Raw genomic sequence first — 21,609 nt, forward strand, 5'->3', positions numbered from 1 at the left:
GTATACAAACAGTCTCATTCACCTAACACAAAATTAAAAGATATAAAAGAACTTGAGATAATATTACAATAAATCAAGAGAATAAATTTTTTATCTCATTGCGATAAAAATTCGAAATATAATTACGCTTAATATCCATTTTAATAGACATCTCTTTCCCTACTTCAAATGGCTTTTCTAAAAGAACAAACTTTAGTATCTGCTCAAAAGGTTTAAATCCATTGGCCCTATTAATAAGTTTTTTTATCTCATCACCAATAGCTTTAAGAACAATATTATTTGCAATAATTTGTTGTTTATTAGTATCACGAATTTTGTGCCCTATGCTCTCTAAATATTTATTTATCTCCTCAAAATTAGGAAGAATTAATGCACCTAAAAATTTCTGATCTTGCCCAACAACAACAGCTTTCTCAATAAGTAAAGATTCTTCAAGCTTAATTTCAATGGGAGCAGGTTCAATATTTTCTCCATTGTTTAAAACAATAGTATCTTTCTCCCTCCCTATAATTTGAACAACATTATCTTTTGACAATTTCACAATATCACCCGTATCTAAAAATCCATCATCACCAATAACTTGCCTTGTAGCCTCTATATCTTGATAATATCCAATCATAACTTGAGGACCTTTAATAAACAAAACTCCTTTCCCAGGTTTTTTAAGTTTCACGCCATTCTCATCTCTAATCTCAGCAATAGTTCCGGGTAATATTTTACCACTAGTACCAACAATTATCTTCCCATACTCATTAGATGCAACACCTGGAGATGCCTCCGTTAAGCCATAAGCATTAGCAAGATTAATACCAATTGCATTAAAAAACCTCACAACATACAAAGGTATGCTACCCCCACCAGAAACACCAACAACAAAATTATTGCCTAAAACTTTTTTTATTTTTTTAAATACAATCAAATTTCCCAAAACATTCAAAGGAAATAAAACTATTACTCCCAAAATACTTAAAATTTTTTTGAAAGGTATTAATAAATCCAGTCCATTATCAGGATATAAACCTAAAATTATTCTACGACAAATGTCATTAATACATGCAAATTTAACAAAAATCCTAAACAATAACCTTACAAAAAAGTTTTTTTTTGAAACCTCTTTAACAATATTTTGTTTTATTGCAATCCAAAGTCTAGGAACAGCAGCAATATAATGAGGATTAATATTTCTAATATCATCAAGCATATTTCTTGGAACAATATTTGAAAACAAACAAGTCATACCTTTAAGAAAAATATTATAAGAAAATGACCTTTGAAATGAATGCCAAATTGGCAAAATACACATAAATATCTGCCCCTCAGTAACACTAATCATCCGACTAAAACTAGACACCTGATAAAGAAAATTAGCATGAGAGAGCATCACTCCTTTAGGATTTCCTGTAGTGCCAGAAGTATATATTATTGTTGCCATATCATTAAGACTAATATTATTGACAGTCTCAATAATCTCTTCATCCTGTCTCGCATTCTCTCCAATTAAAATACACTCTTTATAAGTATAAACTTCAAACTCACTAAAACGTAATTTATCTTTTTCATACAAATCATCAATAACAATTACAGTAGGTTTTACTTGAAACTTAAGCTTAATAATTAAATCAAGGAGATCCACATTTTCAACTATGATTACATTCGGAACAATATTATTAATAATTATTTCAGCCTCAAAAAGAGTAATATCAATACCCTTAGGAACATCAACAGCACCTAAAGACAAAATTGCAAAATCTATAACACTCCATTCAATTCTATTTTCAGAACAAATAAATACTTTATCTTGATATCCTAAATTAATTTTCCTTAAAAAGGAAGCAAATTTTAAAACATTCTCTTTCAAATCAGCATAAGTAACTTTAAAGTAGTCTTTATTATTTTTATATATTTGTGCAATTCCACAACCATGCTTACCAGCAATCTCAAAAAAAGTCTTTACTATTGACATATGACCCTACTACAAACTTATTATAAAGAATTATTACTAACAATTATAACATTTTAAATAACAAAATCATAACTTAATCTTGCCTGAGAATATACCAATTAACAAGATATATCTTAATCTTATTTAATGTAACAATTTATAATATTTACCAAATTCTCAAATTACTAACAAATATCTATAAAACAAAATTGTATAAAGTAAAAATTAATAAAAGCCTATACCACCAATAACAAAAAATTTAATTCCCTCAGTAGGATATTTTTTATCCAAAGTTTCAGTAATATTTTTTAATTTCTCTACAATAATTAACTTATCTGTATAAACTATAAAAATAAAATTCTCTTCAGGCCATACTTCATTACCCTGCCTTTCACCTTTTGTTCCTTTACCCTTAACATTATATACTTTAGAATAATATATAACCTCTCCTAATTCCTCTTCTATACTAGTTATACATTCATGAAAATCAAATTCTAAAGAAAAGTTAGAAATTATTTCAACCCTATACACACATCCTCCATATCAATTTTCATCTTCGTTAATAAAAAAATCATTAAATTTAAAATTTCTATCAGTACAAATTTTAGAAATAACATCTTTATTTTCTTTTTTATTTAATATGTCACTATAAACTCAATACGATCCATTTTAAAGACAAAAAAGAAGAATTTCAACAACGTGCAAATTCTTTATAGAAAATTTAGAAAAAGCCTCAAAAAGCATAGGAATAAAAAGCAAAGCTAAAAATGTACTAGCAATCATTCCACCAATAAAGGTAAAAGCAATTGGTTTAATCAGTTCACTATTATTCGAATTTGAAAATGCCATTGGAAACAGTCCTATTATTGAGGTTAAAGAAGACATCAAAATTGGTCTAAATCTAGAACGACCCGCTTCAACTATTGCTTCTCTAAGCTTAAATCCTCTTTTAATCAATAAATTAATATAATCCACCAATACAATACCTGTATTAACAACAACACCAACAAGCATAAGCATACCAATAGCACTCAAAACAGAAATTTTTTCTCCTGATATAAAATAAATCAGTATAACACCTATTAAAGTCAATGGAATTGTAAATAGAATAATAAAAGGCTTTAGCAAAGATTCAAATTGTGCTGCCATTACTCCAAATACAAGCAAGACAGCCATTAAAATTATTACTTTAAATTGCTGCATACTATTTACAAATGAATCATATTCCCCTTCAAATTTAACCAATATACCATCCCTTTGTGGAACTTTATTAGTTACAAAATCTACTATATCTTCCGTAACAGAAGCTAAACTTTCATTTGGAGCAATACCTGCTGTCAGTGTAATTACCAAAGATTGATCTTCTCGCAACAGACTGCTAACTCCTTTTGTCTTTCTCAAATTAGCTATTAAAGATAGAGGAATTTTTACACCAAATTTATTTATAACAAATATATTATCCAAATCTTTCAATCCAACAATATTAGTGCTATCAAGCTTAAGCAAAATATCATAACTCACTCCATTTTCAACATATTTTCCTGCCGAAATCCCATCAATATTGGCTCCAACTTCTCTTGAAATAGTTTCTATATTAATCCCATAAGAATAAGCTTTCTCCCTATCTATATCTATATCAATTTGCGGCTCTTCTTGTATATTAAGTCTAGGATTTATAAGACTTGGGAATCTTTTCTTTAAAAGATTAATCAACAATTCTCCATATTCCTTTGCATATTCAAAATTTAAAGATGTAATTTTAATTGCAATAGGAGGGCCGCCAAGAGAATTTCTATCTGATAAAGCATAAGAATTTAAAATAGGATAAAGACTCTTAACACGATTATTAACTCTATACTGAATCTCTCTCCAATCATCAATTTCTTCTGTTAAAGACAATAAAACTCTAAAATAAAAACCTCCTGAATCTATATCAGAAACAATACTTTGATAAGCCCTAATTTCACTTTTTAAAATTTCCAAAACCTTATCTGAATATGATTTTGAAATATCCAAGCTTGTTCTATTTGGAAAACTAAAAGAAAAATTAATCACAGAAGGACGCTCATTAGGCATAAAAGATACATTTAAAAACGGAAACAAAACTAAACTTACAATAAAACTACATATAACAATAAACAAAAAAATCAACTTATGATTCAAAACATAATTCAATAAAATAACATAAAATCTCTCTCCAAAAGCATAAACATTATGTAAAAAGCCATCAACTTTTTTAACTAATGTGTTTCTAATGGGTTTTTGAAAACTAGTATAAAGTTTAATATAGTAACTTGACAAAACCGGAACTAAAAAAACTGCAACAAACAAAGAAACTGTTAAAGATATAACAATAGTAAAAGCAAAATCCCTAAGAAAATCACCAATCATACCCAATTCTGCTTTAAAAATAAGCATAGGTGCAAATACACAAATCGACGTTAAAGTTGCAGCCATAATTGGAATTATCATTTCTTGTGTTCCAAGAATAGCAGCAGATATAAGCTTTGCACCTTTTTGCCTATATCTATATATATTCTCTATAACAACAATAGAACAATCCACAACCATACCAACACTTAAAGCAAGCCCTGATAAACTCATAATATTTAATGAAATATTTGCAAAATACATTAAACAAAAAGTAATAATAATAGCTAATGGTATTGTAATGCCAATAATAACAGTTGCTCTAAAGCTTCTTAAAAAAAAGAAAATAATACATAATGCAAGAACTGCTCCTGAATAAGCTGAATGAGAAACAGAAGAAAGAGCATTCCTAATATGTTCAGCATTATCTTTAAAAACATCTAGAGAAATATCTTTTGGAAGTATAAGTTTAATTTTTTCAAATTCTGCATTTACTGCATTTGAAACATTAACGAAATTTGCATCATTTTGTTTTTGTATAGATATACTAACAGAAGGTTTATCACTATAATATACATACTTTTTTTCTTTAAAAATAGTCTTAATACTTGCAACATCTCTCAACTTAACCTGAACTAAAGAATCATCTTGCAAAGAATAAGATTTATAAGCAATAACAACATCTTCCAAATCTTTAATTGAATTGAAATTCCCAGATATTTGTACTTGATATTGTAAATCATTGTCCAAGATCTCACCAACAGAAAATTCAACATTTTGAGAAGAAATAAATGGCACAATATCCGATAAAGTAAGCCCATATGCCTCCAACCTATTTTGAGAGACTTCAACTACAATATGTTTATCACCCCCTCCAGCAATATTTACAAGTCCAACCCCTGCAAGTCTTTCCAATCTGGGCTTTAAAAGCTCCTTTGCATACCTCTTAAGTTCTACAACAGACCTATCTGAATACATAAAAAATGATATTACTGGAATACCATCTAAACGATCTCTAGAAATCCTAGGTAAACCTGCTTCTTTTGGCAATAGACCTTTTGAAAACTCAAGTGTGTCCTTTACCTCATTTAAAGCCAAATCCAAATTGGTTCCATGATAAAAATTAAGCGTAATTTCACTATGCCCTTTAGAAGAAATACTACTTATTGTTTTGATATTCTTTACTAAAGACAAATTGCTTTCTAAAATGCGCGTAACTTTTTCTTCAACTTCCTTTGCAGAACTTCCTGCATAAAGAGTAGAAACGTAAAGATTGGCATCTTCAACATTGGGCAACAAATTAATATTTAGTCTTGAAAAAGTATAAATACTAAGAATAATCAATAAAGAAAACAATATTAGCATCGTTATTGGTTTATTAACAACTTTTTTTACTAACATAATTAACCTCAAAAATCAAATATTGTCTCCAACATCAAGTCCATCTTGAGTATCTACGATATTTACAAAAACTCCATCTGATAGCCAAGAAACACCTTCAGTCACAATCAAATCATCCTCATTAATACCATCCTTAATAGAAACAATATTATCCACTTCAAAATCTACTAAAGGAAACACCCTCTCCACCGTTGTTGAATCGGTATTCACCCTAAACACACAAAGTTTACCCTCTCTTTCAACAAAAGCATGTTTTGGTATTTTAATCACATTTTTTGAATTCTTAGTAACAATTTTAAGCTTCACAAACATACCCACAACCATTTTATTTGCAGCACTTCCTAAAGGCTCAAGATATACTTCAGCAGAACGACTTTTAAAATCTAAAATAGGCGATATTTCTGAAATCTTTGCCCGAAACTTTTCATCAGAATAAGATCCAAACTCAATAAGCGCATTATTACCAACCTTAATATCCAAGATATATTTTTCAGAAACATAAGTTTTAATTTGCATAACATTCATTTTTCCTATTAATGCAACACTCGTTTGGGGAGTAACTGTTTCTCCAATTTTACAATTAACAAACAAAACATATCCAGAAATCGGAGATCTTACCGGACTCTGCAAATAAAAAGAACCTGGCTTTGAAGGATCAAGCATTGCAATAACTTGTCCCTTCTCTACATAACTCCCAAGTTTGATATTAAAAGACTTTATTTTACCTGCAACATCTGGAAATACTTTGACCTTAACTTTGGTATCAACATCACCATTCAAAGAAATATAATCACTGATAGCTCCTCGTCGAGCCTTCATCACAACAACTGGAAACCTATAGGGTTTATCAATAACATCACCAGCAGTATTATCGTTAGCAACATCTTCTTGAATTTCTCTCTCTTCACTACATGAAAAGATAAAGAATAAAACTAAAGGTAAGAAATAATACTTAATACAACCCCCTAATACTACAAATCAGACTCATAAATATTCCTCCATTAATCCAATTTATTTATTAAATCTTTATACTCAAGTACTAAATTAGCATAATTTAATTTATCTTTTATCAACTGTAAATCACTCTGCTTATAAGAAAGCTCAATATCATTTAACTTTATAAGATCTATAGTACCTGCATTAAAAGCATCAAAAGCTATTTGATAATTCTTTTTAGAAATCTCCAATGTCATTTTAGAATTATCTAAAATAGACTTATATAGCCTCATGTTTTTACGTTTTTGAACAACCTTAGATTTAAATTCACGCATTTTATTATCAATTTGATCTCTTAACATTTTCAATTGATAATCTTGTTTCCATATTTCTGTAAAACTTTTCGAAAAAGGCAAAATCTCAGTTAAACTATAAGTTAATCCAAAAACAAAATGAAATCCTTGTTGCCCCAAACCAGAAAAACCACTACCAAAAGAAATATTTCCAGGATTATAAGACATTGACAATGACAAACTCGGTAAAAAGGCATCTAACCAAAGACTATCAAGAGTAGTTTGCATGATTTTAACAAAATTGTTTAATTTTCTTATCTCTAAATCTTCATAAACATCTACAATTTCATTAAAAAATGAAAAATCCAATATATCATCTGATAATTCACCTACAACTTCAAAATCTTGCAAGACATCTAATCCTATTAACAACCTAAATTTTGACTTTATCTCCTCAAACTTAATGATTTGTTCATCCAAATTGGGCTGAAGCTTATTATATTTAAGTTTAGAATCAAGATAATCTATCTCGGAAATAAGACCATTATCATAAGCAATACTTACTTGTTCAAATTTAAGTTTCCCTTTATCAAGCTGTTCCTTTAAAACGTCTACAATACTTTTAAAAGCTAAAAGTTCATTATATATTTTAAGAACATTCAACTTAATATCTCTATTAACTCTTTCTCTATCTATAACAACTTCGTCATAATTAAAAGAAGCAAGTCTCATTTTATTAACAACAGATGGTGATATTGAAAGTTCAGCAGAAACACCTAAACCCAAGTGCCAATGTTCTCCTCTCGCATTTGACATAAAAGGATTTTGTCTTGAAATATTTGAAGAAAATCCCACATTTGGCACAAAAATATTCCAAGATCTATCTTTATATAATTTCTTTATCTCTTCTTGGTATTTAGCATTTTTAGATTCTAAGCTATATTTTAAAGCCATATTAATAGCATCCATGGAAGATATTTTCATAACTTCTTCTGCATAAGACGGAACTGATAAAAGAAAAATTAATATTAGGATGATTTCTTATAACTAGTTTTAAAAATTCGTTAAACATTATGAGGATTAAAGATAATATATTCATTATGGATGACAATATAATAACATAATATTATGATATACATTCGAATATTAAAAAAAATTTTTATAATGATAAACTTAATCCTGATACTACTGATCAAAATATACCAAAAAACTCTCTCTAAAATAGTTGGTTTTTACTGTATATATCAACCCAGTTGCTCAAACTATGCACTTCATTGTTTAAAAAAATATAATATTTTAACGGCTTTTATTCTTATTACACTAAGAATAATTAGATGCAATGCACTCTTTAAAGGAGGTTGTGAATCACTACCAACTAAAAATCCAATATTAAATTCATTAAAAGAATTTAAAACAAGATTAATCAAATAAATTTTTATATTTATCTGGAACCCAATTTTTTATGTAGTCCTTATGAGAATCAACAAATTCAACAGCATTTTTATATTCTTGGCCAGGCTCTTTATAATTTTTTTCTATCAAAGGCAATAACAAATCATCACCCCAGTAAAAATTATCAAATAAGTAATAAGCATCAGGATCACTTTCTTGAAGTCCTAGCTTAACAAGAGAATGAATACTCTCAGGACCTCCCATTGACAATAATGGATCATCTAAAAATTTAATATCATACTTAACAAATGCCCAATGAGGTTGCCATAAAGGCACCAAAATCCATTCTTGTTTATTAATGGCAGATTCCAAACTTGCAAGCATTACACTTTCACTCGAAGAGATAAGCTCATATTCTTCACTCAATCCATAACGATTAAGAGTTTCCTCTACAGAAAGCTGAGTACCTGCTCCTGCATCTATTCCTATCATTTTATTTTTAAATTCAGAACCCCTACCTTTAAGTTCTGAAATACTTGAAATCGTAACATAACTTGGAACCACAAACCCTTGTAACGTACCCTCATAATTAGCACCAAGGTCAACAAATTTATCTTTAAATTTTTCATAATAAAACTTATCTGCTGTGGGCACCCATGCAGATACCATACCATCCACTCGTCCAGATGCTAAATACTGATACATTATAGACGTAGTCACAGGCAATATTTCCACATTATATCCTATTCTCTCAAAAACAACTCTTACAATATTAGTAGCAATTGTTTCACCTATCCAATTAACATAAGCAATTTTAACCGATTTTAAACTTTTAGGATTACCATTATCAGAACTATCATCTTTACTGCAAGCCACAAAAATTAAAACAAAACTTACAAAAACAGGTATAAAAATACCTTTCATAAACCAATCCCCCTTCTAACAAATACAAACAAAGCATTATTTGTTATACATTTCTAAAAACCTTTTGAACTTATTTTCTTTCTTACCCCCATAATTATCAGTATTTAAATAACTAAATTTAATGAAAATAGCTTGCATAATTCTATCTAAAATAATAGCTATTATTACAACAGCCAATCCAGATATTAAACCTTCAGCAAAATGCAACCTTTCAACAGAATATATCACGGTTCTACCAAGTCCTGAGGACCCAACCATTGCCGCAATCACTATCATAGATATTGCCATCATTATTGATTGATTAATCCCCTCTATTATACTCTGTAAAGCCAATGGTAATTGAATTTGAAAAAGAATACGAGCACTACTACTTCCAAAAGATTTTGCAGCTTCAATAACCTCACTTGGAACTTGAATAATTCCTAATCGTGTATATCTAATAACTGGGGGCATTGCAAAAATTATTGTAGCAAAAATTGCCGAAGACGTACCCGTATCGAAAAAAGATATAGCTGGTATCAAATAAACAAATGGGGGCATTGCTTGCATCAAATCAAGCAATGGTTTTAAAAAAACATAAAATTTTGCACAATACCCACCCAAAATACCTATTAAAATTCCCCAAAGTACAGAAAAAAATACAGATACAAAAATAAGTGATATTGTATCCATAGAAACTTCCCAAAGATCAAAATATAAAATAAAACAAAAGCCCAACATAATCAAAAGTGCCAATCTTTTTTTCAAAAATAAAAAACTAAAAACACAAATTATTACAATAAAAAGAACAGGATTAATTACGATAAACAATCTTTTCAAATTTTCATAAAAAGAATCTATAACCTTAGCAAATCCGATACCACTAGAATTTGCAAAATTATCAACCAAAAAATCAAATGTCTTATCTATACTACTAACTATAAAATCCCTATTCATAAATAACTACCTTGCCAATAAAGCAGCAATCTCTCCTAAATCAATGTATCCAATAATATCACCTTGTCCTTTTGTCACAATCAAATAATCTAACTTATTTAAATATTTAACGACACTTTTTATCTCATCATTTAAATCCAAATTTAAAGAAATAATATTACTACATTTTTTACCAATAGAAATATCATGCAATATAAAACTATCATTTTCTTTTTTAATGATAACATTAAATTGATCATTATATCCATAATGATCAAAATCAACTTTGATAATATCTTTGATCTTTAAAATATTTAAAACAGGAAGATTTTTAATAAAATTAGTTATAAATTCTGTTTTAGGCTCTCTTAATATTTCTAATGGTCTACCTACCTGAATAATCTCACCATCTCTCATAAAAGCAATTCTATTGCCTAATTTAAAAGCCTCAATTAAATCATGAGTAATAAATACAACTGTCTTTTTTAACTTGTCCACCAATCTTAAAAGCTCACACTGCATCTCACCTCGAATTAAAGGATCAAGAGCTGAAAAAGCTTCATCCATTAAAAGTATATCAGGATTAACAACTAAAGCTCTAGCTATACCCACTCTTTGTTTCATTCCACCTGAAAGTTCATTTATATATTTATACTTAGAATCTTCAAGCCCAACAAGTCTTAAAATATCAAGGGCTCTTTGAATCCTAACTTTCTTAGGAACACTTTTAACTTCAAGGCCATAAGTCACATTTTTTAAAACATTCATATGTGGAAAGAGCCCAAAATTCTGAAAAACCATTGCAAACTTATCTTTTCTCAAAGCAGAGAGATCCTTTTGATTAATATCATTCATTTCAATATTATCTACTAAAATAGAACCAGAATCTATTTTATGTATACCATTTAAACATCTAACAAAAGTAGACTTACCACAACCTGACATACCCATAATAACTAAAATTTCATTTTCATAAATATCAAGATTAACTATTTGCATTTGCAATAAAAACAGAAAATTCTTTGTAAATATCAGATCTATCTTTACCATTCTCATAATCAAACTTAAAATTAAAAATTTGTTTTTGAATTTCATTATAACAAAATGTTTTATAAAGGTTCCTGACTGTCACACTAGCTTTATACAAAGCAAACTCCTAATATTAAAACATAATTTTACATAAAGCAATATTATAGCACTTAAATATCAAATTTTGATTGACACAAATAAAAATAAGGGTCTTCTAACAGACCCTTATTAAAAAATCAAATTTATCTAAGCAAGGACAATACATATTGAGGAACTTGATTTGCTTGTGCAATCATAGCCATTGCAGACTGTGTCAAAATACTGTTTGTTGTAGATGCTACAATTTCATCTGTCATTGTTGCATCTTTAATTTGAGCATAAGACGCTTTTAAATTTTCAATAGCATACTCTGTGCTAGCTTTAACAGATTCAAGTCTGTTTTGGAAAGCACCAAGATTTGCTCTTTGATCAGTTACCATTCTAATAGCATCTTCTATTTTTGTAAGTGACATATTAGCATCAACAGCAGTTGTAACATTAACTGGAGAGTTAACTCCACCTTGAGCTGGAGCTGCTGCTGGTGCTGGAGCTGCTTGTGCTCCTTCTTGCTGTGCACCCTCTTGAGCTGGAGCTACTTGTTGAGCACCCTCACCTGAAAAAAGATTTGCAACATTAGCTGCATAAATATTAACAGCAATTGCTTCATCCTGATTTGCACCAACATGTACTCTTAATGTCCATGAAGCTTGTGATCCAGATAATGACGCTGGTGTATTAATCTTTACAGGTTGCATTCCAAGCTCTTCAGCTGTTCTTACATGTTCAGCAGATGATCTATTAGATAACATGTGCATATGGTTATATTGTGCCTGATCAGCAATTCTATTGATCTCATCTGTAAGTTGCTCAACTTCAATCTGAATAGAACCTCTGTCTGCATCTGAATATGTACCATTACCAGATTGAACAGCAAGCTCTTTCATTCTCACCAACACTTTCTCTACTTCATCCAAATTTCCTTCTGTTGTTTGAATAAAATTTATTGCCTTTGAAGTATTTCTTGAAGCTTGGGATAACCCTCTAATTTGAGCGTTAATTTTCCCAGCAACACCCATACCAGCAGCATCATCAGATGCACGATTAATTCTATGCCCACTAGAAAGTTTTTCTTGAGTTTTGCTAAGATTAGCAACATTAATAGCATTATTTCTTGAAGCATTTATAGCTGACGTATTATGATTTATGATCATATATCATCTCCTCCGTGATAAATTAATATAATTTTGATGTTTTCGACAAATCCATTTGTCATCTTTTTAAAAGGATATCACAAAAACAAGAAAAAAATAAATACAATATTCATTTAAATTAAATTTGTTACTTGTTTTGTCTATATAAATTTAAAGACTTAAGAATTTCTTCCTGTTCTTTCATTCGCTTTACAGTAAAATCCAAAGTATTAAGTTCTCCTTCAACCTTTCTTTCTCTCTCTTCATATTTCCTTTTGTAATCTTCAACCACATTTTTTTGATTGGGAATTCTAAAATCATAACTTTTTATCTTATTATAAATAAATCCCCCAGCACCTATTAAGAGAGACAAATAATCACCAAGCACCTTAGCAAGCCCATCATCATAAATTCTATCATCATTAAAATCAAACGCAAAAAACTCTTTAACTGAACTAATATTACTCTGTAAAACTTCATTAAATTTCTTCTCATCAAGTTTTAAATAACGTGAAAATCCTCCTGATGAAGACATAGAACTAGTAAAAACTCCCATCTGATTAATAAGTGAAAAATTAGGATCATTTGTTCTATAAACATTAAACATGATCGATTCTAATCTTGATTTAAAATTTTTCAATGTAAATTCACTTCTAAGAATTCCCAAATTTTTATAAGCCTCTTCCTTTTCCTCTTCATTTAAATAAGACCATTCCTCTAATACATCTGATTTTTGATTATCCACATTATCTTCATTCAAACTTACAATATTAATCCCAGCCAAAACTTCATTATAGGCAATTAAAAAATCTAATAAAAGTTTCTTAATACCTTCATAATCAGGTTCAACACGCACATCAACAGTATCATCTGATGACTGTTTTAAATTTAATGTAACATTTGGTATTAAATCATTAATAGTGTTTGAATCTCGTTCAACATCAACTCCATCAAACTTAATTTTTGCATTCTCTGCAAAGCTTTTGGCATTAATTGGCAAATGCCCATCTCTGTTTTTTGGATCAAATATTTCAATATTTCGAATAACAAAAGCCTTATTATTTAATTTATTCTCAATATTAATCTCCTTTAAACCTAAAAGAGACCCAACTTCAACCTCAACTTTTTCAAAATCACTTGCAACATTGATTGGGGGTAATTCTAAAGAACCTGTACCACTGTGAACCTTAATCATATTCATTTGAATATATTTTTTTTCTTTCAAAAAAGGTTTATAATCAGATTCAAGATTAATAATACTATCCTCTCCTTCAACTTTAGCACCCTCAAATGTAGCCTCACCAGGATTAAAAACTATTTCATTTAAAATACTCTTATCATCCATATCATAATATTTGATTTCAAATTTAATTTTACTCCCCTTACCAATTTCAATATTGTCTGGAATACTTATTGCAATCTCTGAAAGGGGCTCTAACACAATATCATCTTTATCAAGAAAAATTTTATTACTACTATTTTGTTGACTATTAACAATTTCCCTTATATTTGGACTAAAATTTGTCGTACGTTCACTTAAAATGCCTATTTTCTTAGCAAGATTTAAAGCTTCATCTTTCATAATAAGTCTATTATTTTCACCTTCCTTTAAAGAGTGCAAAATTAACCTACTATTACCAGAACTATCACTCTTAACAATTTTAGCAGACAAAAATCCCTTGCCTCTATTATTAACATCTCTAACAAGAGATTCAAGATCTCCATTATTTCTAACCTTAATTTCTTTCTTCCCAACTAAAAATGTATATTCTCCTGCAGGAATATTAATTTCTTTTTGTTTAAAATTTGCAGATAAGAAAACATCAGAGCTTGCTACTTGATTAACACCGATTTTATAATTTTCATTTTTAGCCCCATAACGAGCAGAAACAGACAGAACATCATTATTGCTAGAATTACCCGACATATAATTAAAAGGACCATTAAGAGATGTAATTTGTTTTGCAAGAGAATTCAAAACAGATACCTTTTTATTAATTGTTTGCCAAGCACGTTTTTCCTGTTGCAAACTTTCAAGCTTTTGCACAGACGAATCTATTTTAGACTTATCAGGCTTAAGCATTGATTCACGGATTTCTTTGGTATTATATTTATTATCTACACCAGGAACAAAAAATCCAGAAGACATTACAACACCTCTTAAGTAGAAAGTTTAACATAAAAACATATAGATATCACATAAGAAATAATATTATACTTTAAAGCTAATAATAAAAATCTAATTTTAGACATAAATAACAAATAAGTATCTTTAAAAAAGATCCTTATTTATAGTAAAATTTAAGTTAATAGGAGAGCGCATATGTCAAATTTTTGTTTATTTAACGCAAAATCTGTACTTACAGGAAATGATAAAATAGACAACTCAGCTGTCCTGATTAGAGAAAATAAAATTTTTGATATCGTAACATCCGACAGACTTGAAAAAATTGAATTACAAGATTATGAAATGATTGACATTAAAGGTAATTACATAACACCTGGTCTTTATGATAATCACATACATGGATTTTATGGATATGGAACTGATCAATGTTCAACAAACTCTATTATCAAAATGTCAGAACATTTAGCAGAATACGGAGTAGTAGGATTTTTACCAACACTCTATCCACGTCCAACTGAAGAAATGATTGAAACAATTAAAGCATGCACACAAGCAATAGGAAAAGAAAAGGGTGCAAAAATTTTAGGACTTCACCTTGAAGGACCATTTTTTTCTCCCGAAAAAAAAGGAGCTCATCCTACTTCTTATCTCCAAAAACCAAGCATTGAGATAATGAAAAAATTTATAGAAGCAGCAGGAGGAACTTTTACAGACTCTTTTGGTAGAAAAAGGACAAATATTGCAACAATGACGGTTGCACCGGAACTTAAAGGAATGAGGGAACTTGCAATATTTTGTATGGAAAACAATATCACACTTCAAGCAGGGCATACAAATGCAAAATACGAAAATATGATAGAAGGTTTTCAAGTAGGTATACTTCACACAACTCATTTTTTTAATGCAATGTCAAAGCTCGATCATAGAAATCCAAATGCAATAGGAGCTGCCTTAATTCATGGAGATGTATCTTGTGAAATTATTGCTGATGGACATCATGTTCACCCAAAACTTGTTTTAATGCTTAGAAAACTCAAAGACATAAGCAAGTTGGTACTTGTAACTGATGGATTAACTCCAACACTACAACCATCTGGAGAATTAATAGCCAATGGAGAAAAAGTATATCTTAAAAACAACGGCCTATTTTATATTATAGAGAATGACACAATAGCAGGATCTGCACTTACAATGATACAAGGAATTAAAAATTTAGTAGAATTTGGATACAGTTTAAGCGATGCTATTCAAGCAAGCTCATATAATCCGATTAGAATCATTAATCTTGAAAAAAAAGGTTTAATATGTCATGGTTATGATGCAAATATAAATGTTCTTGACAAAGACTTAAATCTAAAATTAACAATGATAGAATCAAAAATAATTTTCAATAAACTTTAGTGTTATTAATCTAAAAATACAAGGAGCAACAAATGAGATTAATTATTAGAGCTACTTATAATGAAATGTCAAGATGGGCTGCTAATCATGTAGCCAGCAAAATAAAAGAATGGGCACCTACAAAAGAAAAACCATTCATTTTAGGGCTTCCAACAGGTAGTTCACCAATTGGAATGTACCAAAATCTAATTGAACTCAACAAATTAAATAAAATATCATTTGAAAATGTGATCACATTCAATATGGACGAATACATAGGTCTTGATAAAAATCATCCTGAAAGTTACTACTCATTTATGTGGAACAATTTTTTTTCACATATAAACATCCAAAAAGAAAATGTCAATATACTAAATGGCAATGCTATCAATCTTATAAATGAATGTGAAAAATATGAGAAAAAAATCAAATCTTATGGTGGCATTACACTTTTTGTGGGAGGAATTGGACCTGATGGTCATATTGCCTTCAATGAACCTGGATCATCTCTTAAATCAAGGACAAGAATTAAAACACTCACACAAGACACAATTATAGCAAATTCAAGATTTTTTGAAAACGACATCAACAAAGTTCCAAAAAGCGCTTTAACAGTAGGAGTTGGAACAATTATGGATTCCAAAGAAGTAATGATTATAGTAAATGGACACAACAAATCAAGAGCACTAAAGCATGCCATTGAAAAAGGAGTAAATCACATGTGGCCAATTAGTATTTTGCAGTTACATAAAAATGCAATTATAGTATCAGATGAAGCTGCAACATATGAACTTAAGGTTGGAACAGTAAAATATTTTAATGATATTGAAAAACACAATTACAATAACGAGCTATAAAGAATACATTATTACTTATCAAGTTTAATAACATATTATTAAAATGAACTAGGATTAAATATAAACATATATTAGACAAGATACACACACTATACATATTTATATTTAATCCTAGTTTTGAAACAAATAAAAATATTTACCTATTAAAATTATAATTATTCTATGATTTCATTATAAATTCGCGAAATTTCTTCCCAATTTAATGTCTTAAAAAACGCATCAATATATTCAGCCCTTCTATTTTGATATTTAAGATAATAAGCATGTTCCCAAACATCAATACCTAAAATTGGCTTATAATCCTCCATCAAAGGACTATCTTGATTTGGTCTTGATATTACTTGCAGCTCCCTATTTGCATAAAGAACTAACCAAGCCCAACCACTTCCAAAAATACTAACAGCTAAATCTTTTAAGGCCACCTTCAAATTATCAAGACTACCAAAAGTAGCATTTACATGTTCTTCAAAATTTTTCAAAATATTATCTTTATTGCCAGGTTTTAAAGTTCTAAAATACAAATTATGATTAGCATATCCACCTGCATTATTTTTAACAACTTTTTGAAATTCAATTGGAAATCGCTGAATATTTTTTAATATACTTTCAATATCGTAAGAACAATTCACTTTTGTCTTTTCAAGTACAGAATTTAAATTTACTGTATAAGCATTATGATGCTTACTATGATGAATTTCCATTGTCTTAGCATCAATATAAGGCTCCAAAGCATCATAAGAATAGCCAAGTTCTGGTAATTTAAACATAACAACACCCCCTTTTTAATTTTTTCCATGACAATTTTTATATTTTTTTTTACTTCCGCAATAACAAGGTTCATTTCTTCCAATCTTAGGAGTATTTCTAACTATTTGAACCCCTACCGAATCATCTCTTTCCCTAGAAACAATACCTGAAAACTCCTTATGAGTAGCATGAACATCTTTAGGTTTTTTATTTTTATAATTACTAGAATCAACATCAATCTTCACCTGCAAAGTTCGTCTTAAAGTTTCAATCTTAATATCTTTAATAAGTTCACTAAAAATTGCAAAACCCTCTTCCTTATATTCAGTAATTGGATTTTTATTAGCATAAGATCTAAGATAAACTGATTCTCTTAAAGAATCAAGATTTGCAAGATGCTCCTGAAATTTAGAATCAATATTTTTCAAATATTCATATTTTAAAAATTCATTTAAAAGTTCAGAACCAATTAATTCTTCTTTTATATCTAGATTAGACCTAGCAACTTCCATTAACTTATCTTTTAAATCAGCAATACTCATTTTCTCAACAGAACCAACACTTTCCATCATATAAGCAAAAACTGAATTTATTTCATTTAAAACAGAACTTGTGACCACATCTCCTTTTACTTGATCGAATAAAAAATCAAGATATTCTCTTAAAGAGAGAAGAATACGTTCCTTAATATTATTATCAGCAAGAATTAAATTTCTCTGAGAATAAATAAATTCCCTATGTTTAGTTATGACATCATCATACTCTAAGAGATGTTTTCTAATCTCAAAATTTCGATCCTCTACACGCCTTTGTGCATTAACCAAAGATTTTGTTAATAAAGAATGCGCAATGGGTTCACCTGTAGCCATTCCAAGTTTCCCCATAAGAGCTCTTAAATTGTCCCCTGCAAAAAGCCTCATCAAATCATCCTCAAGAGATACATAAAACCTTGATCTGCCAGGATCTCCCTGTCTTCCCCCACGTCCTCTAAGCTGATTGTCTATTCTTCGCGATTCATGACGCTCACTACCAATAACATAAAGCCCACCAAGCGATTTAACTTCTTCATAATCTTTAAGATACTGCTCTCTCTCGCTTTGCATAGCTTTCTGTAAATCATCAAAACTTATTTCTGTCCCAAATTTCTTACGAACTCTATGTTCAAGATTACCTCCAAGCTTAATATCAGTACCACGGCCAGCCATATTAGTTGCAATTGTAACAGAATATTTTGCCCCTGCTTCAGCAATAATTAATGCTTCACGAAAATGATTTTTAGCATTTAAAACTTCATGTTTAATGCCTCTATTTTTAAACATATTAGATAAAATTTCAGACTTTTCAATAGAAACTGTTCCAACAAGAACAGGTTGTCCTCTCTTATAAGCCTCAAAAACTTCATCCGTAATTGCTCTAAACTTAAATTCTTCAGTATAATAAATGATATCATCTTCATCTATCCTTGCAACCAATTTATTAGTAGGGACTACTACAACATCAAGATCATATATCCTATGAAATTCTTTTGCCTCTGTATCTGCAGTACCAGTCATACCAGAAATCTTATTAAACATCCTAAATAAATTTTGAAATGTAATTGTTGCCATAGTCTTATTTTCACTTGCAACCCTAACACCTTCCTTAGCTTCAATAGCTTGATGTAGCCCATCTGAATATCTTCGTCCTTTTAAAACACGACCTGTAAATTCATCAACAATTTCAACACCAAAATCTCCAACAATGTATTCTCTATCCTTTAAAAATAATAAATGTGCCTTTAATGCCTGTGTCATATAATGAACATAATTAAAATTAGAATCAACATACATAGACCCTTGAATTATGCCCTTTGAAACTAAAATTCGTTCAAGATTATTTAATCCATTAACGGTAAAAGATATTCTTTTAGCCTTTTCATCAATTGTATAATCTCCATCAAGATCATCAATCTCTAAAGGATAATCTCCTGTTTTTAGATCTTTAGAACACTCTTTTAAAAAAGGAACAAGAGAATTAACAGTAAGATAAGCACTAGTATCACCTTCAGTTGAACCTGAAATAATTAAAGGTGTTCTAGCTTCATCTATTAAAATAGAATCAATTTCATCAATAATGCAATAATTAAAATTTCTTAAAGATTTCTGAGATAAATCAAAACACATATTATCTCTTAAATAATCAAATCCAAGCTCATTATTCGTAACATAGGTAATATCTTTACCATATTCTATCTTTCGTCTAGAAGAATCCATATTAGAGAGTACAACACCAACACTCACTCCCAAAAGATCAAAAACAGGTTTCATCCAATTTGAATCACGTTCTGCAAGATAATCATTAACCGTAACAATAATAACACCCTCACCTGTTAAACTATTAAGATAAGCAGCCTGAACAGAAGACAAAGTTTTACCTTCTCCTGTCTTCATTTCTATTATTTTACCTTGATGAAGCGCAAGACCAGCAATAAGTTGAACATCATAAGGTCTCTCTTTAAGTCGCCTTCTTGCAGCCTCTCTAGAGAGGGCAAATGCTCTCTCTAAAATATCTTCTAAAGTCTTACCACTCTGAAGTTCACTTTTGAATTTTTCTGTTTCCCTTGAAAAATCCTCATCCAACAAAGATAGTGTCCAAGATTCAAGTTTATTAATATTTCTTAAAACAGGAAGATAACTTTTTAAATCCCTTTTGCTCTTTGAGCCAACAGTCGCCTCAAATATTGCTCTTAACATATTAGGTATCAATACTCCTAAAATAATTGACTTTTAACTATTTAAAATAATAACATCTAAAACATGAAAAAGTTTTATAAAATTCATTTAAATATATTTCTTATAATTATATCATGTAATACTAAAACTTTAAACGAACTTGGAGAACAACAGTTTAAAATACCATTTGGAACACTACCCGGAGAAATAACACCACTTACAAACAAATTTACAAATTCAGGCTTTGATATTAAAACATACAACGGTCTTGTATATATTGTCGAGAAAAAAGCAAACAAACTCATGATTTTTACATCTTATGGAAAATTAATTCAAACTTATCAAAATGGCATATTTAAAACAAATGACAACCTAAAAATAAAAAAAGTAAACTTTGAAAATATCCAGGCTATCTATCCATCAAAAGACTTTATCATCGTATCAGATACAATAAACAACACAAAATCTAAATTCGACGAAAAAGAAAACATAGCATACTCTACACAAATCTTTATTCTAAATAAAGATTCATCTATAGCAATACTGGGACAAGAAGGACATAATGGAACGCCATTTCCAGAAGTTTGTGATATTAATATTGACGATGGAAATAACATAGCAATAATAACCATATATCACGAAGGTTACATAATATACTCTTACGATCAAGATCTCTCACCTCTTTATAAGATATATATAAACACAAACATATTACAAATACCAGAAGAAGAGAAAAAAAAATATAATATATCAATAGACAAAATATTTTTTGAAGTAAATAAAAAAATTATTTATGCAAAGACAACATACTATGAAAACATTAGAACAAATGAAAACATTAATGACCTAGGAGTCAGAATCAAAAATCAACACTTTTATACAATAAGCTTAAATAAGAATAAAGAATTTGAAATAAAAAATAAAATTACGTTACCACAAAATTTATTAGATGATCAACAAGAAAGTTTTATCAATATCATTGGAATTCAAAAAAATAAAATAATAGCATCTACTAATATGAAAAATCTATCTAATATTTTAATATGGAAATTAGACAATAAAGGAAAGATAAAAGAACAAATGATACTAATTGAACCACCTAATCTTAAATTTCTTGCTGAAAGCCTATCAAAAGACGGAATACTTAGTATACTTTATGCAGAGAAAAGCGGGGTTAGTGTCTATTGGTGGAATTTAAATATATTACTTAAACTATGAAATAATTTATCATCAAAATACATGAAAAATAACAATTGTAAATACAAAAAAGAAGAAAAAAATAAAAAACTCCTTAAAAAAAAACTAATGCATGGAATAATTTTTGTAATCATATTAATTACTACTAAGGTAATAAT

The 21,609-nt window shown here is 29.2% G+C and carries 15 protein-coding genes and 1 pseudogene; 4 read left to right on the plus strand and 12 right to left on the minus strand.

Going from position 1 to position 21,609, the window contains the following annotated elements; genetic code table 11:
- Window positions 1-73 precede the first annotated feature (73 nt).
- The 5 genes from BN1173_RS00720 to BN1173_RS00740 all read right to left on the minus strand — a co-directional run bounded on the left by BN1173_RS00720 (window position 74) and on the right by BN1173_RS00740 (window position 7,926).
- On the minus strand, window positions 74-1,963 hold the full coding sequence (locus BN1173_RS00720; protein ID WP_040235913.1) for an AMP-binding protein: 1,890 nt from the start codon (window positions 1,961-1,963) through the stop codon (window positions 74-76).
- Between the two features lie 204 nt (window positions 1,964-2,167).
- Window positions 2,168-2,473 (minus strand): PG0541 family transporter-associated protein, encoded by a 306-nt coding sequence (locus BN1173_RS00725; RefSeq protein ID WP_040235915.1) that lies wholly within the window; start codon window positions 2,471-2,473, stop codon window positions 2,168-2,170.
- A gap of 138 nt (window positions 2,474-2,611) precedes the next feature.
- Window positions 2,612-5,713, minus strand: a complete 3,102-nt coding sequence (locus BN1173_RS00730) for an efflux RND transporter permease subunit (protein ID WP_246040018.1) — start codon at window positions 5,711-5,713, stop codon at window positions 2,612-2,614.
- Window positions 5,714-5,728: 15 nt separating this feature from the next.
- Window positions 5,729-6,532, minus strand: coding sequence for an efflux RND transporter periplasmic adaptor subunit (locus BN1173_RS00735; protein WP_040235917.1), 804 nt, complete (start codon window positions 6,530-6,532; stop codon window positions 5,729-5,731).
- Between the two features lie 182 nt (window positions 6,533-6,714).
- Window positions 6,715-7,926, minus strand: a complete 1,212-nt coding sequence (locus BN1173_RS00740) for a TolC family protein (RefSeq protein ID WP_040235920.1) — start codon at window positions 7,924-7,926, stop codon at window positions 6,715-6,717.
- 180 nt (window positions 7,927-8,106) lie between these two features.
- Here BN1173_RS00740 and yidD point away from each other — a divergent pair, with 180 nt between their 5' ends.
- Window positions 8,107-8,373 carry a membrane protein insertion efficiency factor YidD gene (gene yidD, locus BN1173_RS00745; RefSeq protein ID WP_246040071.1) on the plus strand — a complete coding sequence of 89 codons (267 nt, stop codon included), beginning with the start codon at window positions 8,107-8,109 and terminating at the stop codon, window positions 8,371-8,373.
- Here yidD and BN1173_RS00750 read toward each other — a convergent pair.
- The 5 genes and pseudogenes from BN1173_RS00750 to fliD form a co-directional block, all read right to left on the minus strand.
- A complete protein-coding gene (locus BN1173_RS00750) occupies window positions 8,362-9,258 on the minus strand; it encodes a glycine betaine ABC transporter substrate-binding protein (protein WP_014696042.1) in 897 nt (298 codons plus the stop codon). The genes yidD and BN1173_RS00750 overlap by 12 nt on opposite strands.
- Before the next feature lie 36 nt (window positions 9,259-9,294).
- A complete protein-coding gene (locus BN1173_RS00755) occupies window positions 9,295-10,194 on the minus strand; it encodes an ABC transporter permease (RefSeq protein WP_014696043.1) in 900 nt (299 codons plus the stop codon).
- A gap of 6 nt (window positions 10,195-10,200) precedes the next feature.
- Window positions 10,201-11,320 (minus strand): annotated as a pseudogene (locus BN1173_RS00760) (ATP-binding cassette domain-containing protein).
- A 124-nt stretch (window positions 11,321-11,444) separates the two neighbouring features.
- Entirely contained in the window at window positions 11,445-12,452 is a 1,008-nt protein-coding gene (locus BN1173_RS00765; RefSeq protein ID WP_014696045.1) for a flagellin N-terminal helical domain-containing protein, read from the minus strand.
- A gap of 127 nt (window positions 12,453-12,579) precedes the next feature.
- On the minus strand, window positions 12,580-14,580 hold the full coding sequence (gene fliD / locus BN1173_RS00770) for a flagellar filament capping protein FliD (RefSeq protein WP_040235922.1): 2,001 nt from the start codon (window positions 14,578-14,580) through the stop codon (window positions 12,580-12,582).
- Between the two features lie 174 nt (window positions 14,581-14,754).
- Here fliD and nagA point away from each other — a divergent pair, with 174 nt between their 5' ends.
- Window positions 14,755-15,960 (plus strand): N-acetylglucosamine-6-phosphate deacetylase, encoded by a 1,206-nt coding sequence (gene nagA, locus BN1173_RS00775; protein WP_014696047.1) that lies wholly within the window; start codon window positions 14,755-14,757, stop codon window positions 15,958-15,960.
- Between the two features lie 32 nt (window positions 15,961-15,992).
- Window positions 15,993-16,796 carry a glucosamine-6-phosphate deaminase gene (nagB, locus tag BN1173_RS00780; RefSeq protein WP_014696048.1) on the plus strand — a complete coding sequence of 268 codons (804 nt, stop codon included), beginning with the start codon at window positions 15,993-15,995 and terminating at the stop codon, window positions 16,794-16,796.
- Window positions 16,797-16,951: 155 nt separating this feature from the next.
- Here the strand turns inward: nagB and BN1173_RS00785 are convergent, their stop codons facing one another.
- Window positions 16,952-17,563: a superoxide dismutase gene (locus BN1173_RS00785; RefSeq protein ID WP_038366025.1), complete on the minus strand. Its 612-nt coding sequence runs from the start codon at window positions 17,561-17,563 to the stop codon at window positions 16,952-16,954.
- 15 nt (window positions 17,564-17,578) lie between these two features.
- Complete coding sequence (gene secA, locus BN1173_RS00790) at window positions 17,579-20,275, minus strand: preprotein translocase subunit SecA (protein WP_014696050.1); 2,697 nt, start codon at window positions 20,273-20,275, stop codon at window positions 17,579-17,581.
- Between the two features lie 63 nt (window positions 20,276-20,338).
- On the opposite strand from secA, the gene BN1173_RS00795 reads away from it, so the two are divergent.
- Window positions 20,339-21,472 carry an LIC_12708 family protein gene (locus tag BN1173_RS00795; protein ID WP_040235925.1) on the plus strand — a complete coding sequence of 378 codons (1,134 nt, stop codon included), beginning with the start codon at window positions 20,339-20,341 and terminating at the stop codon, window positions 21,470-21,472.
- The last annotated feature ends 137 nt before the right edge of the window (window positions 21,473-21,609 follow it).

It is taken from the genome of Borrelia crocidurae (assembly GCF_000825665.2).
GTDB classification, from domain to species: Bacteria; Spirochaetota; Spirochaetia; order Borreliales; family Borreliaceae; genus Borrelia; species Borrelia duttonii.

Coding starts and splice junctions, on each gene's coding strand:
- BN1173_RS00755 (WP_014696043.1), bottom strand. CDS start 10,194: ATGAATAGGGATTTTATAGTTAGTAGTATAGATAAGACATTTGATTTT.
- BN1173_RS00740 (WP_040235920.1), bottom strand. CDS start 7,926: ATGAAAATATCTTCCATGGATGCTATTAATATGGCTTTAAAATATAGC.
- nagA (WP_014696047.1), top strand. CDS start 14,755: ATGTCAAATTTTTGTTTATTTAACGCAAAATCTGTACTTACAGGAAAT.
- secA (WP_014696050.1), bottom strand. CDS start 20,275: ATGTTAAGAGCAATATTTGAGGCGACTGTTGGCTCAAAGAGCAAAAGG.
- yidD (WP_246040071.1), top strand. CDS start 8,107: ATGATAAACTTAATCCTGATACTACTGATCAAAATATACCAAAAAACT.
- fliD (WP_040235922.1), bottom strand. CDS start 14,580: ATGTCTTCTGGATTTTTTGTTCCTGGTGTAGATAATAAATATAATACC.
- BN1173_RS00750 (WP_014696042.1), bottom strand. CDS start 9,258: ATGAAAGGTATTTTTATACCTGTTTTTGTAAGTTTTGTTTTAATTTTT.
- BN1173_RS00735 (WP_040235917.1), bottom strand. CDS start 6,532: ATGAAGGCTCGACGAGGAGCTATCAGTGATTATATTTCTTTGAATGGT.
- BN1173_RS00765 (WP_014696045.1), bottom strand. CDS start 12,452: ATGATCATAAATCATAATACGTCAGCTATAAATGCTTCAAGAAATAAT.
- BN1173_RS00795 (WP_040235925.1), top strand. CDS start 20,339: ATGAAAAAGTTTTATAAAATTCATTTAAATATATTTCTTATAATTATA.
- nagB (WP_014696048.1), top strand. CDS start 15,993: ATGAGATTAATTATTAGAGCTACTTATAATGAAATGTCAAGATGGGCT.
- BN1173_RS00785 (WP_038366025.1), bottom strand. CDS start 17,563: ATGTTTAAATTACCAGAACTTGGCTATTCTTATGATGCTTTGGAGCCT.
- BN1173_RS00730 (WP_246040018.1), bottom strand. CDS start 5,713: ATGTTAGTAAAAAAAGTTGTTAATAAACCAATAACGATGCTAATATTG.
- BN1173_RS00720 (WP_040235913.1), bottom strand. CDS start 1,963: ATGTCAATAGTAAAGACTTTTTTTGAGATTGCTGGTAAGCATGGTTGT.